The 13902-nt window shown below is 63.0% G+C and carries 14 protein-coding genes; 6 read left to right on the top strand and 8 right to left on the bottom strand.

Annotated elements, in window-relative coordinates; all coding sequences use genetic code 11:
* Window positions 1-24: 24 nt before the first annotated feature.
* The 3 genes from C7453_RS06635 to C7453_RS06625 are packed head-to-tail and all read left to right on the top strand — an operon-like array spanning window position 25 to window position 3612.
* Entirely contained in the window at window positions 25-1143 is a 1119-nt protein-coding gene (locus C7453_RS06635; RefSeq protein ID WP_141288806.1) for a hypothetical protein, read from the top strand.
* Window positions 1098-1736, top strand: a complete 639-nt coding sequence (locus C7453_RS19110) for a hypothetical protein (protein WP_114726771.1) — start codon at window positions 1098-1100, stop codon at window positions 1734-1736. The genes C7453_RS06635 and C7453_RS19110 overlap by 46 nt, the downstream gene beginning before the upstream one ends.
* A gap of 49 nt (window positions 1737-1785) precedes the next feature.
* Window positions 1786-3612, top strand: coding sequence for a peptidoglycan-binding domain-containing protein (locus tag C7453_RS06625; protein ID WP_114726770.1), 1827 nt, complete (start codon window positions 1786-1788; stop codon window positions 3610-3612).
* A gap of 60 nt (window positions 3613-3672) precedes the next feature.
* Here the strand turns inward: C7453_RS06625 and C7453_RS06620 are convergent, their stop codons facing one another.
* Entirely contained in the window at window positions 3673-4245 is a 573-nt protein-coding gene (locus tag C7453_RS06620; RefSeq protein ID WP_211311031.1) for a TetR/AcrR family transcriptional regulator, read from the bottom strand.
* A 28-nt stretch (window positions 4246-4273) separates the two neighbouring features.
* On the opposite strand from C7453_RS06620, the gene C7453_RS06615 reads away from it, so the two are divergent.
* The 3 genes from C7453_RS06615 to C7453_RS06605 all read left to right on the top strand — a co-directional run bounded on the left by C7453_RS06615 (window position 4274) and on the right by C7453_RS06605 (window position 7899).
* Window positions 4274-5716: an 8'-apo-carotenoid 13,14-cleaving dioxygenase gene (locus tag C7453_RS06615; RefSeq protein ID WP_114726768.1), complete on the top strand. Its 1443-nt coding sequence runs from the start codon at window positions 4274-4276 to the stop codon at window positions 5714-5716.
* Entirely contained in the window at window positions 5713-6366 is a 654-nt protein-coding gene (locus C7453_RS06610; RefSeq protein WP_114726767.1) for a VC0807 family protein, read from the top strand. Before C7453_RS06615 ends, C7453_RS06610 begins: the two co-directional genes overlap by 4 nt.
* Window positions 6367-6438: 72 nt before the next feature.
* A complete protein-coding gene (locus C7453_RS06605; protein WP_170143149.1) occupies window positions 6439-7899 on the top strand; it encodes a transposase in 1461 nt (486 codons plus the stop codon).
* A gap of 20 nt (window positions 7900-7919) precedes the next feature.
* Here the strand turns inward: C7453_RS06605 and C7453_RS18895 are convergent, their stop codons facing one another.
* The 7 genes from C7453_RS18895 to C7453_RS06575 all read right to left on the bottom strand — a co-directional run bounded on the left by C7453_RS18895 (window position 7920) and on the right by C7453_RS06575 (window position 13894).
* Window positions 7920-8057 (bottom strand): hypothetical protein, encoded by a 138-nt coding sequence (locus C7453_RS18895; protein ID WP_170143148.1) that lies wholly within the window; start codon window positions 8055-8057, stop codon window positions 7920-7922.
* Window positions 8058-8068: 11 nt separating this feature from the next.
* A complete protein-coding gene (cyoE, locus tag C7453_RS06600) occupies window positions 8069-9013 on the bottom strand; it encodes a heme o synthase (protein WP_114726765.1) in 945 nt (314 codons plus the stop codon).
* Window positions 9010-10344 carry a cbb3-type cytochrome c oxidase subunit I gene (locus C7453_RS06595; RefSeq protein WP_114726764.1) on the bottom strand — a complete coding sequence of 445 codons (1335 nt, stop codon included), beginning with the start codon at window positions 10342-10344 and terminating at the stop codon, window positions 9010-9012. The genes cyoE and C7453_RS06595 overlap by 4 nt, the downstream gene beginning before the upstream one ends.
* Window positions 10345-10497: 153 nt before the next feature.
* Window positions 10498-11229, bottom strand: coding sequence for a class I SAM-dependent methyltransferase (locus C7453_RS06590; protein WP_114726763.1), 732 nt, complete (start codon window positions 11227-11229; stop codon window positions 10498-10500).
* Between the two features lie 114 nt (window positions 11230-11343).
* Window positions 11344-12339: a glutathione synthase gene (gshB, locus tag C7453_RS06585; RefSeq protein ID WP_114726762.1), complete on the bottom strand. Its 996-nt coding sequence runs from the start codon at window positions 12337-12339 to the stop codon at window positions 11344-11346.
* Between the two features lie 91 nt (window positions 12340-12430).
* A complete protein-coding gene (gene greB, locus C7453_RS06580; protein WP_114726761.1) occupies window positions 12431-12979 on the bottom strand; it encodes a transcription elongation factor GreB in 549 nt (182 codons plus the stop codon).
* Window positions 12980-12994: 15 nt separating this feature from the next.
* Window positions 12995-13894 (bottom strand): aldose 1-epimerase, encoded by a 900-nt coding sequence (locus C7453_RS06575; protein WP_114726760.1) that lies wholly within the window; start codon window positions 13892-13894, stop codon window positions 12995-12997.
* Window positions 13895-13902: the final 8 nt, after the last annotated feature.

Genomic DNA, 13902 nt, shown 5'->3' with positions numbered 1-13902 from the left:
GCCTGCTGGCAGCCGCGAGGAAACATGGTCAAGAAAAAGAAATCCAGCACTCCTCCGACCTCTCAGGCAAACTCGGACTCAAACCGCCTGTTTCATGAGATGAAGGTGGAAGCAGCGCGAGCACTTGCCATGGATCCCCAGAATGTCCTGGCACTCGCGCAGGCGATTGCATCCACGGCAACCGGATCCGATCCGGAAGACGAACTCTGCGAACTTCTGACGCTGACCCTCGACCAGGCCCGGATGGCGCAGGAAAGCGGCCAGCGTTTCGGCACTGAATGCCTGGATGCCGTATCCCGGCATCTTGCCGCCCTGTCCGGGAAAAATGCGCTCACCCTCGGTGGCGGCATCGCGATCACCAGATGCTACGTACGGGCGGGCGTACCGGTTCCCGAACACCTTGCTCCCGACGAACATACGGCCATGGAGGCGGCATCCTCGCTTTCCATTGGGGAAGACGCGCATCCTGAAGCAGCGTTCGCGACTATTCTCGACGAGGTAATCACTGCCGTCGGCGATGACCCCTCGATGCTGCATCAAACCTTTGCGGAAGTTCTTCCCGGGATTCCGGTGGTCGGCAGACGCATGTTGTGCAGACTGGCGGCAACCAATCCCGACTGGCGCTTCGAGCCGCTGGCCTGCGCGTGGCTTCTTGATCCCTCCGAACCCGTCAGAAGCGGCGCGATCGAGGGCCTGGGCGATCGGCTGGCCGCCGGAATTCTCAGTGCTCAGGCACTCGGCCGCCTGGCGATTCTGAAAACGTGGATCGTCGATAAATCCGTTCGACGACGCCTGGACACTCTGGTCAGACACGCCATCCGGTCCGGCATTGCCCCCGATCAGGAAACTGTGTCGCCATACCGGATCGTGGGATGCGTCTCCAGCCCCATCGACGGTGCAGGCGCCCAAAGTCTCGCGATCGCGCTTCAGAAAGGGCGGACACGCTCCATCGCCCTGATCCTGCTCAAGCAGGAATTCGGCATCAAGGATGCTTACATCGCTCCTTGCGCCAGCGCGGCATCCTGCAACAGATTTCAGGTCCCGGTCAGGATGGCGACATCTCGGCGGACTATCTGCAGACAGTCCTGGACATCGCATTGGCCGACGGCCTCAAGAACGACACGTACCCGGCACCCGGCCTGATCGATATCGTGGATGCGTGCACTATAATAGCGCTACGACCGATGAATGACGCATCCGTCCAGACATTACTCGACAGGTATGATCCCAAAGGCGATCTCGCATCCCTCGACGAGGAAGAGTGCGAGATTCTTGTTGCCGCCAGCAAGAACTGGGCTGCCCGCTATCCCGTTATCACCAGTTGGTTCGAGGACAAGGACGACATATTCGACGGCGCCGCATCCACCGAAGCCCGAGCGAAGGCGCTATGGAAACATCTTGAAACACAACGAAATTTCTGGGCGTCCATTATTGCGCGCACGGCCCTGCTCCTGCAGAACCGCCAGGATCCTCTCGCACATTCCTTCGCGATCACGGCCCACGAAATCACCCGGGGCCGGCCGCTACAGAAGATTCCCATAATGTTCACGATTTTCGATCAGTCTCTCGATGCACGTCTTACAAACCATCCCCCGATGGATGACGAAATGCCCGAGGAAGCCGACGAAGAACTCATGACCCTTATGATGAATATCATGTCTTCCCCCAAAAAGGCGCCCCTACGATCGTCCTTCAACAAAACCCCACGCAAAAACACCCCCAGAAAGCCGAAATAACGTTCGACGGCAGGACGTCATCGGAACTTGCAAGCGGAAAGGCGGCTTGATGCCCAAGACATTTCCCAGACGCACCATGGTTGGCAACCGGCTTGCCACGTCCGGCCTCCTCACCCTTGCCCTGCTGGCGGCAGGCAGCCGGCTGGCGCATGCCGACGCCTCGCGTGTCTTACCTGCTCTGGCGGAAGCGGGCCTCGGCGACCAGCCGCGGCTCGATCTCACGGCCGACAGCCTGACGGCATCGGTCACGCTGAAATCCTCGACGCAATGCGGCGTGGCCATGGTATGGCAACCGGCCGATCCCAGCCCGTCCCCCTCCTGTCGCATCGCCACGTTATCCATCAAGGCCAGAGGCCAGACCCGTCCGGCCTTGTTTCCGCTGGCCCCCTATGGACAGGATGCCGGCTTCATGGACCTGAAGTTGAGCATCCAGAGGCTGGATGCCACATCCACCCTGCCGCAGGTCATGGTCTCGGCCTATACCGGCGGCGCGCATTGCTGCGAGACGACCTCCATCTTCGGCCTGCGTCCGGACGGTCAATGGGCACATGCCGATCTCGGCATGCAGGATGGCGGCGGCCCTCCCAGCATCATTGCCGTACCAGGCGCGCCCGACCCGGTCATCGTGACGTACGATCAGGCTTTTCTCTATACCTTCGCCTCGCATGCCGGTTCCTTTGCCCCGGTCATTCTTTATCGCTATCATGACGGCCAACTCATAAACGTCAGCAACGACCCGGCATATCATGCCTACCTGAAAGAGGAGCTGGCGAAGCAGACCCGGCAATGGGAAGCCTCCGGTCGGTCAGAGCCCAATGGCTATCTGGCCTACTACGTCGCGACCAAAGCCCGCCTCGGTCAACTCTCCACCGCCTGGGCGCACATGCTGCCACGCGCGCAAAGCACCGCCAAAAGCGGATTCGGCGTATCCGCATGCAGTCTGAAATCCTCCGAGGAAACAGCGAACGGCCGATATTGCTCCAAGGCCAATCGCGCCCCGCTTCCCTTTCCGCAGGGGCTGGCTGCCTTCCTCACCCGCAACGACTATATTTCACAGGCACAAGCCCGCGCACTCCTGTCCGACAGGCCCGCGACGGGCGCCGGCTCCGCGCCCTCCGGCCCCTACCATCCCGATTTCTCCTGCGACCCTCCGCCGGCCGGCAACGGCGTAGCCTCGATGCTATGCCATGACAGCGAGGCCGCGCGGCACGAACTGATGTTCGACCAGGTCTATTACGCACTGCGTCATCAGGCCGGGGAGGACGGATGGAAAGACCTGAAGCAGCAGGTCGTCCTCGATGAAAATGCGGCCAACCAGTCCTGTGGCTTACCCATTCCCGGCGACGGACCACAGGACCTGCCGCAGAACGGCGCTACCTGCTACAACGACGCCATGGACCGGCTGGCCGCACAATATCGCGTCAGGCTCTCCGGCGCCGCGCTCATGGAAAGCCAGCGTCCACTAGACCGCCACATCGCCCTCCAGAAAAAGCTGGTCGAACTCGGCTACCTGCCGGCGGATACAGTCGTGGACGGCGTGTATGGCGAAGCTACGCGCGCGGCAATCACGGCGTGGCAGAAGGCAGCCCACCGCCCGGCAACCGACGGATTCCTCTCCGACGACGACGCGGCCACGCTGATCCCGCCACCGGCCGAGACCGCTCCAGCCACCCCGCTCCCGCCAGCAGCCACGGCCACAGCTACGGACGCATCACCTGCCCCTGCCCACGCACCTGCCACATCACCGGCTGCACGCACACACGGATCCGCTGGCGTATCCATCGGGCTGATCCTTCCCCTCGTAATCGCATGCGTCATGGCGGCACTGATCGCCATCCGCGTCAGCCGCAAACGCGGCGACCGCGATCATTCGTAACCGAGTGCAAACGGGGTTGTCCTGTCGCCGATCCCGGCGATCAGCATATGACAGCCCCCTCTACCCGATCACCTTATCAATGATCGTCTCATCCTGCGGAATCTGGCCGTCGAGCATCAGCATGGCCAGGCCGTGGACCAAGGCCCAGGCTTCAATGGCGCGGGTAGCAGCCTCTCCCCCACGCTGTGCGGCCACCACCGCCGCATTGGCCTGAAGCAATCTCGCGACCTCCGTGTCTAATTTACCGGCAGCCTTCGCCGGCGCCAGTACCGGCGACGCAAAGATCAGGCGAAACAGGGCCGGATTGGCCAGCGCAAAGCGCACATAGGCCCGGCCGGTCGCCGCAAAGCCGGTGCAACCGTCACCTGCCTCCTGCGCCGCCGCATGTTGCGCCACACCAAGTTGCTCCAGCCCCTCCAGCGCCAATGCCGTCAGCAGCGCCTCCTTGTCCGGAAAATGGCGATAGACCGAGGTCGCGCTGACCCCGACCCCCCGCGCCACCGCACGTAGCGACAAAGAGTCCACATCCCGCTCCGCCAGCAACCGCAGCCCCTCGGCAATCAATGCCGCACGCAGATCACCGTGATGATAGGCGACCTTCTTTATGTTGACACTGTTATCATTATCACACATATTAACAGTGTAAACATTGGAGGCTGCCATGGGAAGCCCGATCGAAACGCTGATCCGTGACGCAATAACCAGGGGCGTTGAGGCTCTGGCCACGTTCAACCGCAAACGCATGCCCGCCCCCACGCACGCCAACCCGTTCCTGACCGGCATACACGCGCCCATGACCGAGGAACGGACACTCACCGAACTGGTCGTGACAGGCACGATCCCCGCCGGACTCGACGGGCGCTACCTGCGTATCGGTCCCAATCCGGTCGCGCCCGACCCGGCTGCCTATCACTGGTTCATTGGCGACGGCATGGTCCACGGCGTGGCGCTCACCGATGGCCGGGCGCTCTGGTATCGCAACCGCTGGATCCGCTCGAACGCCGTCGCCAGCGCGCGCGGCGTCGTTCCTGCGCCGGGCCCACGCCACGTCTTCGATACGGTGAATACCAATGTCGTCGATATCGATGGCCGTACCTTCGCCCTAGTCGAGGCAGGCAGTTACCCGGTCGAACTCGGCGAAACACTCGACGACCAGCGCTACAACCCTTTCGACGGCACGCTGCAGGGTTCCTTCAGCGCACATCCACACCGCGATCCGAAAACCGGTGAACAGCACGCGATCTGTTACGAGGGTCGCGAGCCGGGCACCATCCGCCACGTCGTCATCGATGCCACCGGGCAGGTGATCCGCGAGGAACCTGTCGCGGTGAAGCACGGCCCGATGATCCATGATTGCGCAATCACCGATCGCTTCGTGATTATCCTCGATCTTCCCGTCACTTTTTCGATGAAGGCCCTCATCTCGGGCCACGGTTTCCCCTATCGCTGGAACCCGGGACACGCCGCGCGGGTCGGGCTGATGCCGCGCCATGGCAGGCAGGAAGACATCATCTGGTGCCCGGTGACACCGGGGTATGCCTTCCACGTCGCCAACGCCCATGACACGGAAGACGGACAGGTAATCCTGGATCTATGTGTGTATGATACGATGTTCGGAGACGATGCGCAGGGACCGGATGCACGCTCGCGCGGGCTGGAGCGCTGGACCATCGCCCCCGCCAGCCGCACGGTCACAATCCGCACGCTCGACGCCGCTCCGCAGGAATTCCCCCGTCCGGACGAACGTTTCTTCGGCCAGCCCTATCGGCATGTCTGGAGCCTCGCCCTGCCGGCCGATCCAGCCAGCCGCTTCCTCGGCGCGACGGCGCTCTACGCGCACGACCTCACAACGGGCGAACGGCAGATCCACGATTTCGGCACCAACCGCCATCCCGGCGAATTCGTCTTCGTGCCCGAGACTGCGGACAGTCCCGAAGGTCATGGCTGGCTGATCGGCTTCGTCATCGACATGGCAACAGAAACGACCGACCTCGTCATCCTCGATGCCCGCCGGTTTCAGGAACCGCCCGTCGCCACCATCCATCTGCCCCACCGCATACCGCCCGGCTTCCACGGCAACTGGATCAGGAATGAAACACGATGAACACCCTGCGCCGTCGCGGCCCCAGCCTTGCGCTTTTCGTGGTCGACATGGCGGTGAATTTCGCCGCTCCCATGCTGATCTATAACCAGATGCAGGCAGTCCGGGGCGATGTGGACGCACTCATGGCTTCGTCGATACCACCGTTGGCGTGGAGCATCGGCGGCTTTCTGGTCAGAAGACGGATCGATGCGCTTTCCCTCATTGCCTTGGCCGGCATCGCGCTCTCCCTGCTCGCATTCATCGGCAGCGGATCGGCACGACTTCTCGAACTTCGCGAACAGGCGGTGACTTTTCTGATCGGCCTCGCTTTTCTCCTCTCGGCTGCAATCGGCAAACCACTGATCTACCCGCTGGCACGGGCCACAATGGCACGCCAATCCAGTCAGGCCCTCGCCGATTTCGACGCGGGCCGAAACGACGCCTCCGTCCGGCACACCATCATGGCCATGACGCTGGTATGGGGCTTCGGCCTGCTGGCAAACGTCGTCGTCTCGGTCGCGCTCATCTATAGCCTGTCGATCAGCACATATCTCATGCTCGGCCCGATCCTCGGCTACACCACGATGGGGGGGCTGGCGCTATGGACGGTTCTCTATAGGCGCTACCGGATACGGCACGGCACCATAAGTCAGGCCACGACCACGACATAATACATCCCCTTAACGATTTGCTAATTCTTGAAGGGGACCGTACCAACTTACCATCCGCCAATGGAAAGCCCGATGACCAGGATCGCCCCCATACAACCGGAGTCGGTCCCCATCTCCTTTCCAGGAGCAGAGAGCGATACCTCCAAAGCCGGCACCACTCCGTCCGGCGTCAGCAACCGCTCCGACAATTCTCCGATCTCCACGGAAGGCGATACCGTCACCCTGTCGCCGGAAGCCATCGCGGCATTGGCCTTGCTTTCGGCAGAGGCTCCCGACGGCCCGGCCCTCCTCCCCAGCGCCTCAATCCCGCCGAACGCATTTCCTGCCGACGCAGACCATATCAGCGACCCGGACACGCCACCTGTCCCGGCAGGCCAGATCTTCCCAACCGCCGACGAGGCCATGCAAGCCGGTATGGACCAAGCTTTCTTCATGATGGCGACCGATGAGGAAATGTCCAATCCAACCCTTCGGGAACGCGCCTACGAACGCACCCTGATGTCGGCGCTGGATCAGACCGCCTCGCCCACCAGCGCGGAAAGAACCGTCCACCCGCCAAATCAGGGTCAAACGGCTTCCACGCCCCCCAATATGGCAGAGAGCAGTATCCGTGCGACCGAAACGAAAAAGATACTGGCCGAACGTCTGCTCGACAGCGGCCTGGATGAAAACCCGGGCACCCATCTCCTGACCGGTCGTCATACCGATCGCGCCGACACGTCGCGCATCACACAGGCCGGTACCGATGCCGTGGTGACGGACCTCTCCCGCGACCTCTCGGAAAAAACCGCCGAGTCACTCGCTCCGGAGATCCAATATCCACCCGGTATCGATGAACGGATGGTCGCAATGTATGCCCCTCCCATGGGCAACCGCACGATCCGGGAGCCTGTGCCGGAAGATGAAGAGCCGCATCCGGAGCCGACCGCTGGAGTAACGGCCCCTCTTCTCGACACAGCCACCGCCTGGCAAGGGCGCCGGCTGAGTGCACTCTATCCCGTGATCTTCCTCGATACGTTGTCAGTGAGGATCCGTGACGACGGCATCATGCGCGACAAACCGGTCCATCTTGTGCTGGGCATGCGTCTCGACGGTACGGTGGATATTCTCGGCCTATGGATCGAACATCAGGAAAACCCGGCATCGGCAGCGCAACATATCATGGGCGCGCTGAAGCAACGGGGTGTGGAAGATATTCTTATGGCCGTAGTCGATGAACATGACGGTTTTCCGGCTGCCATCCACGCGGCTTTCCCACAGGCACAGATCCATCCCTCGATCGACGACCTACTGCATCATTTACCGGATTTCGTCGCCTTGCAGAGCCACCCACTCCCGGCCGGGAAAATGTCCTCCGCTACGCTTGCTGACAGCCTGTGGGGACAAATGCTCCTGTCCGCCACAAACGCCATCAAGGCGATGCACGCAATGCTCAGGCAGGCCGCCCGGGCATACGGTCATTTCCCCAACGATCAGACCGCACTTGCGTTCCTCTTCATGACCCTGAACGCAGCCGGAAAAACAGTCTCTTAAGATTCCCGAACCGCAGGCCGTTACATGCGCACCAAGGCCAGACCATAAAACACGGCAGCAAGCCCGAGCAGCGTAAAGGCCACCCCAAGAACCCGACCGCGATGACGGCGCATGCATTCACGGGTCTGGTCGGGGGTCAGGACAAGCGGTTGATCCATCACCGGCCTCCTCAGCCCATGATCAGGAAATGATCGGCCAGCAGGCCACAGAACAGCAGAAACAGATACAGCAACGAGAAGCGGAAAGCCTGCCGGGCAGCACCATCACCGGTCAGGCTGACGCCAGTTGCATCCTGCCGGTCCCGCAGCACACGGATGGCACAGCCCACAAAGCCCGCGTCCAACAGAACCGCAGTCGCGGAATACAGCCACCCCGCCTGATGCAGCACCGACGGCACCAGCGACACCGCCGAGAGGATCAGTGTATAGATCAGGATCTGCCAACGCGTATGCCTCGCTCCCCGCACTACCGGCAGCATCGGAATACCCGCCCGGCCGTAATCCTTGCACGCATAGAGCGACAGCGACCAGAAATGTGGCGGCGTCCACAGGAACACGATCGCAAACATCACGATCGGCATCACATCCAGCGACCCAGTCGCCGCCGCCCAGCCGATCATGGGCGGAAACGCGCCGGCTGCCCCGCCGATCACGATGTTCTGAGGCGTCGAACGCTTCAGCCACATCGTGTAGATCACGGCATAGAAGAAGATCGAAAATGCCAGGATGAACGCAGCCAGAGCATTCGTCGCCAGCCACATCAGCAACACCGACGCCGTCGACAGGCCGATACCGAACCCCAGCGCCTGGTCCTGACGAATGCGCCCGTCGGGAATGGGGCGGCGCGCGGTACGGGTCATGATCGCGTCGATATCGCGGTCGTACCACATGTTGATCGCACCAGCCGCGCCCGACGCCATGCAGATGCACAGGATGGCAACACAGGCGATCACCGGGTTCAGATGGCCCGGTGCCATGGCCATGCCGGCCGCACCGGTAAACACGACCAGCGAAATCACGCGCGGCTTGAGCAGCGCGAACCAGTCACGGGCCTCGGTCCCGACCAGCGCCGCGTCGAAACGCGGTACCTCGGATGCGGCGGCGCCAGTACTCATGCCCCGGTTCCTCCGACCATGAAGCCGGCAAAGGAATCACGCGGTGCGGGCGAGGGCAGCGTCCATTCCAGGGTACGCGCACCCGCCCCCCAGTAATTGCCAGAAACACGGCGATATCCCAGCAACGCCACGGCCAGCACGGCAATAAAGACGAGCATCGACAGGCCCTGCATCGCCACACCCGCCATCACACCACCCGGCAGCAGAGTCGTGATGCTGCCACCGACGGCCAGCGCCACATGCACGCGTCCCATCCATTCAGGATAGGCACCGCCGGCCATCTTGCCGATCCAGTAGTAAAATCCGCCGAATGCGGCAAACAGCGCGGCTGGCAGCACCAGCGCATGCGCATCGGCTCCACCATCCGCCAGCGCCTGAAACGGTGCCGCAACCAGCATCGCCATGAAAGCGACCGCCCAAAGCATCGGCACGCGGAAGACCGGCCGCCCGGCCAAAATCGTCCTGCCCCACGCCACCAGCAGTATCAGCATCGGCAATGCCATGACGGCCTGCTCGACCAGCGGCCGCGCCGCAGGCTGCGCCGCCAACCCGGTGGCGAATACATCATGCACCCAGACCGATGCTCCACCGACCGACAGGACCACCATCGCCCCTAGGGCGGCTTCGCGAAATCGCAGCGCCACACCGGAGAAGGTTTCGACCAACTGGCAGATCACACCGGCCGCAGGCAGCAGCAGCAGCCCTGCTTCCGGGCCCGAAAAGGCACGCAGCGCCCGGGCCACGATATCGGTGCCCGTCCCGGCAAGCAGGCCGCGCGTCAGCGCCGCCGCCAGCACAGGCAGAACCATCACCATCATCATCGCCGTCAGAACCTGCGCCCAGACGAACAGGGGCATGGCACCCAGCGCGACCATACGGCCGCGCATGTTCAAAGCCGTTGCAACGATATTGATCGCCAGCCCCAGCATCGCCACACACCACAGCACCATCGCAGCCGCCGTCGAGATTCCGGCTACAACCAGCCCGAAACTGACGGCGATACCGGTCCAGGAGGCCAGATTCAGGCGACGGAACGCCAGGTCGGGCGCGCCCACCAGCAGCGGCACAAACCAGGAGCCGAACCCACCGACCAGTGCTGGCAGCGCGCAGAACAGCACCATCAGCGCACCATGATCGATCGCCATCCGCCCCCAGGAGGTACCCTCCGCCCCGATGCGCAATGGCAACGCCAGACCGCCCCCGATCAGACCGGCCAAGACTGCCATGACCAGATAAAGCGTTCCAACCGCCTTATGGCCGCTCAGCCCGCCGCTTCGCGTCAGGAAACCGCCGGTTGCAACCTTCATCCGGACCTGTCTCTCTGCCGGCATACGCCACTTCTCCTGGGCCGATGGGCCGCCCAGGGGGCGACCGTGCTCGAAATCGTGATCATGTTACCGAAACCCGCCCTCCAAGACGAGAGCCACCAGCCCCCACCAGCGGCATGGCCGGCATTCCGGTCATGACGACATGGCAGGGCCGTTTCAGGCGGCGGGCTTCTCCACCCGGGCCGGGGTACCCAGGCGCGGCAGGGTCACCAGCGTGAACAGTCCGGCAGGAGGCACGGGTTGAATGGTCGCGCGGGCCAGATCGTCCGGCGGAAGCAACGCTTCCATTGCGAAGTCCGGATGCCAGCCCAGCGAATGCGATGCCCGCGCCATGCCGCGTTCGACCGCCAGCCGCACGCCGCCCGTGGCCAGGAAATGATTGACGAACAGGATATGCCCGCCCGGCCGCACCACGCGCTTCAATTCCGCCAGCAAGCGACGGGGATTGGGCACGACCGACGCCACGAACATCGCCACCGCGATGTCGAATGACGCATCCGCGAACCGCGTCTCCTCGGCATCCATTTCCAACAGGGCGTCGATATTGCGCAGATTCATCCGCGCCACCCGCTGTCGCGCGCGATCCAGCATGTCACCCGAAAGGTCTATTCCGGTGATGCGTTTGTCGGCGCGATAATGCGGCAGGGCCAGGCCAGTTCCAACACCGACCTCCAGCACCGCCGTGCCCGGCAGGCTGTTCACTGCTGCGACTGCCCGCTTCCGGCCAAAGGCCGAAACGCCACCGAATACCGTGTCATAAACACCGGCCCAGCGGCGATAGGCGGCCTTGACGGCCGCAGCATCGAGGGCCGAACGCGGAGCCGGGGCACAGGCAAGGCCGGCCGAGGCATCCGCTTCGGCCGGCGCATCTTGAAGAACGTTGCTCATCGGGAACCCTCTGTGCCCTGCCGGGCGCTTGTCTTCAAGGGGATAGCGGACCAAAGCCCCATGCCACAGCGCAAATCACCCATTCCTTTTCCTCGTCCGCCGTCCCGGCGCCCGTTATTCGCCACCGTCGAGCCGTCGCAGAATGCAGTCCCAGATCAACCCGGCGGAATTGATGCCATCGAAACGATCGATTTCCTGCAACCCCGTGGGCGACGTGACATTGATCTCCGTCAGCCAATCGCCGATCACGTCTATTCCCACGAAGATCAGGCCCTTCTCGCGCAGCATCGGCCCGATCGCCTCGCAGATCTCGCGGTCCCGGGGGCTCAGTTCGACCTTCACGGCCTTGCCGCCCACATGCATGTTAGACCGCGCCTCGCCCTGCGCCGGCACACGGTTGATCGCACCGATCGGCGCACCGTCAGCCAGGATGATCCGCTTGTCCCCCCGACGCACCGCCGGTTCGTAACGCTGGATCATCAGCGGCTCGCGCGAGCGCGCGAAATGCATCTCCAGCAGAGAATTGAGGTTCTCGTCATCCTCGCGGATGCGGAACACCCCCGCCCCGCCATTGCCGAACAGCGGTTTGACGATGATATCGCGCCATTTGGCGCGAAACGCTCGGATTGCCAGCACATCCCATGTCACCAGGGTCGGTGGCATCAGGTCGGGGAAATGGGTAACCAGCAGCTTCTCGGGCGCATTGCGCACCCATTCCGGGTCATTGACCACCAGCGCCTTGCCCGGCCCGACGCCATGCACATGCTCCAGCATGTGGGTGGCGCTGATATAGGCCATGTCAAAGGGGGGGTCCTGCCGCATCAGGATCACATCCATCGCGGCGAGGTCGATCACCTGCTCCTCACCCAGTTCGGCATGATCACCCGCGACCCGCCGAACCCGCGCCGGACGTGCCCGCGCCGTCAACCGCTCGGCTCGCGCGCCGCCGGCCACACGCCCCTCGCGCAGGCTCAACCCCGGCACCTGATAGACGAACAGATCGTACCCCCGCGCCTGAGCTTCCAGCATCAGGGCAAAAGTCGAATCGCCATTGATGTCTATCCCCGACAGGGGGTCCATCTGCACGGCAACCTTCAGCGAGCGGGACATGAACGCGACCTCCAGGCACAATCCGATACCTTGATGACACGATCTGTCACCAGCCCCTGCTTCTTAGTCGAGTTCTCGCCCGCGAAAAACCTCATAGCGCATCCATCCCGACAGGATCGGGATAGGAAATGGCCAGGATCTCGATCAACTCGGCTCCCGCCGGCGTCATCACCCGCACTTCGTCCCCCACCCGACCGCCCAGCAACGCTCGCGCGATCGGCGATGCCAGGCTGACCTGCCCTACCGCCAGATCGGCCTCGTCCACCCCCACGATCACGACCGTACGCTCCAGATCCTCTTCCGTCACATAGGTCACGGTCGCCCCGAAGAAGACCCGATTCCGTTGGGTTTGCGCAGCCGGATCGACCACAATCGCCTTTTCGATCCGACGCGTCAGGAAGCGCACCCGCCGATCGATCTCGCGCAGGCGCCTTTTACCATACAGGTAGTCGCCATTTTCCGAACGGTCGCCATTGCCGGCGGCCCACGACACGATCTCCACGATACGCGGCCGCTCTTCATACAGCAGGGCACTCAGTTCCCGCCGCGTCGTCGCCATGCCGACCGGAGTGATATAGCGCGAGACCCCGTCTATGGCACGCGGCCGCGCCTCGTCATCGTCGTCATCATTATGCGTCATAGGCCGCATAGTGCCTCAGCAGGCGGTCAGTGCAAAATGGATGTGCCCTTCCAGCCGCTCCCCCGGCGCCAGGATCGTGATCCCCCGGTCCATCACGCCGGCATGATTCAACGCATCGTTCATATTGCTCACCGGCTCGATCGCGACGAAATTCCTGTCCGGATTCCTGTCCGGCGGCGTGAACAGCACCAGATGCCGAAAAGTCGGACTAGCCGTAATGGTCAGCGCCAGCCCGTCATCGGGCCAGCGCAGGAAGGCCGCACCGTCCCACCCTGCATAGCAATTGTCGATCGCCTGGTCCGTGATGGCCCGCATATGCTCGAACGACCATTCCCCCGTGGCCGGCACGCGCAGCGCCGGCAGATGACGCTCGTCATTCGTCCAAACCGTATCAGCCGAAAATCCCACCTTCACCCCGCCCCGCCGGGGGAAATAAGGATGAAGCCCCAACCCGACCGGCTGCGGCCGCTGGTCGATATTCTCGATCACCATCCCCACCGCCAGGCTCTCCTCACGCAGGTCGAAACGGATCTGCGCCCGGTAAGCGAACGGCCACTCATCCATGGGGCGGTCATAGGGCGGATGCCATTCCAGTTGCAGCGTGGCGCTGTCGTCGGCCAGCAGCGCGAGTTCCCACGGATGCTGCCAGGCATTGCCGTGGATGACATGCGGCTCGCCGGCAAAATTCGGTTTCATCCGATATTCCGCCCCGTCAAAACGAAAATGTCCGTCCGCGACGCGATTGGAGAACGGCACCAGCGGATAGGCCGCAACCCTGTGCCCCTTCTGTGCCAGCAGATTCGGGTCGCTGACGGCCTCGAGCACGCAGACCTCCCCACTTTTCCAGAAGGTCACCGCCCCTCCCAGTTCAGGAAGCAGGCCTAGCCGCGCTGCTCCCGCCTTCAGTTCGATCATCCGTCTCT

The sequence above is a fragment of the Gluconacetobacter liquefaciens genome, assembly GCF_003350405.1.
In the GTDB taxonomy this organism is placed as follows: Bacteria; Pseudomonadota; Alphaproteobacteria; order Acetobacterales; family Acetobacteraceae; genus Gluconacetobacter; species Gluconacetobacter liquefaciens.
The sequence above is the reverse complement of the archived record's forward strand: the minus strand, read 5'-3'. Positions and strand labels throughout refer to the sequence as shown.

What these genes read in the sequence shown, in the direction of transcription:
- C7453_RS06635 (WP_141288806.1), top strand. Translation starts at nt 25, where the DNA reads ATGGTCAAGAAAAAGAAATCCAGCACTCCTCCGACCTCTCAGGCAAAC.
- C7453_RS06625 (WP_114726770.1), top strand. Translation starts at nt 1,786, where the DNA reads ATGCCCAAGACATTTCCCAGACGCACCATGGTTGGCAACCGGCTTGCC.
- C7453_RS06620 (WP_211311031.1), bottom strand. Translation starts at nt 4,245, where the DNA reads ATGTGTGATAATGATAACAGTGTCAACATAAAGAAGGTCGCCTATCAT.
- C7453_RS06615 (WP_114726768.1), top strand. Translation starts at nt 4,274, where the DNA reads ATGGGAAGCCCGATCGAAACGCTGATCCGTGACGCAATAACCAGGGGC.
- C7453_RS06610 (WP_114726767.1), top strand. Translation starts at nt 5,713, where the DNA reads ATGAACACCCTGCGCCGTCGCGGCCCCAGCCTTGCGCTTTTCGTGGTC.
- C7453_RS06605 (WP_170143149.1), top strand. Translation starts at nt 6,439, where the DNA reads ATGACCAGGATCGCCCCCATACAACCGGAGTCGGTCCCCATCTCCTTT.
- C7453_RS18895 (WP_170143148.1), bottom strand. Translation starts at nt 8,057, where the DNA reads ATGGATCAACCGCTTGTCCTGACCCCCGACCAGACCCGTGAATGCATG.
- cyoE (WP_114726765.1), bottom strand. Translation starts at nt 9,013, where the DNA reads ATGAGTACTGGCGCCGCCGCATCCGAGGTACCGCGTTTCGACGCGGCG.
- C7453_RS06595 (WP_114726764.1), bottom strand. Translation starts at nt 10,344, where the DNA reads ATGCCGGCAGAGAGACAGGTCCGGATGAAGGTTGCAACCGGCGGTTTC.
- C7453_RS06590 (WP_114726763.1), bottom strand. Translation starts at nt 11,229, where the DNA reads ATGAGCAACGTTCTTCAAGATGCGCCGGCCGAAGCGGATGCCTCGGCC.
- gshB (WP_114726762.1), bottom strand. Translation starts at nt 12,339, where the DNA reads ATGTCCCGCTCGCTGAAGGTTGCCGTGCAGATGGACCCCCTGTCGGGG.
- greB (WP_114726761.1), bottom strand. Translation starts at nt 12,979, where the DNA reads ATGACGCATAATGATGACGACGATGACGAGGCGCGGCCGCGTGCCATA.
- C7453_RS06575 (WP_114726760.1), bottom strand. Translation starts at nt 13,894, where the DNA reads ATGATCGAACTGAAGGCGGGAGCAGCGCGGCTAGGCCTGCTTCCTGAA.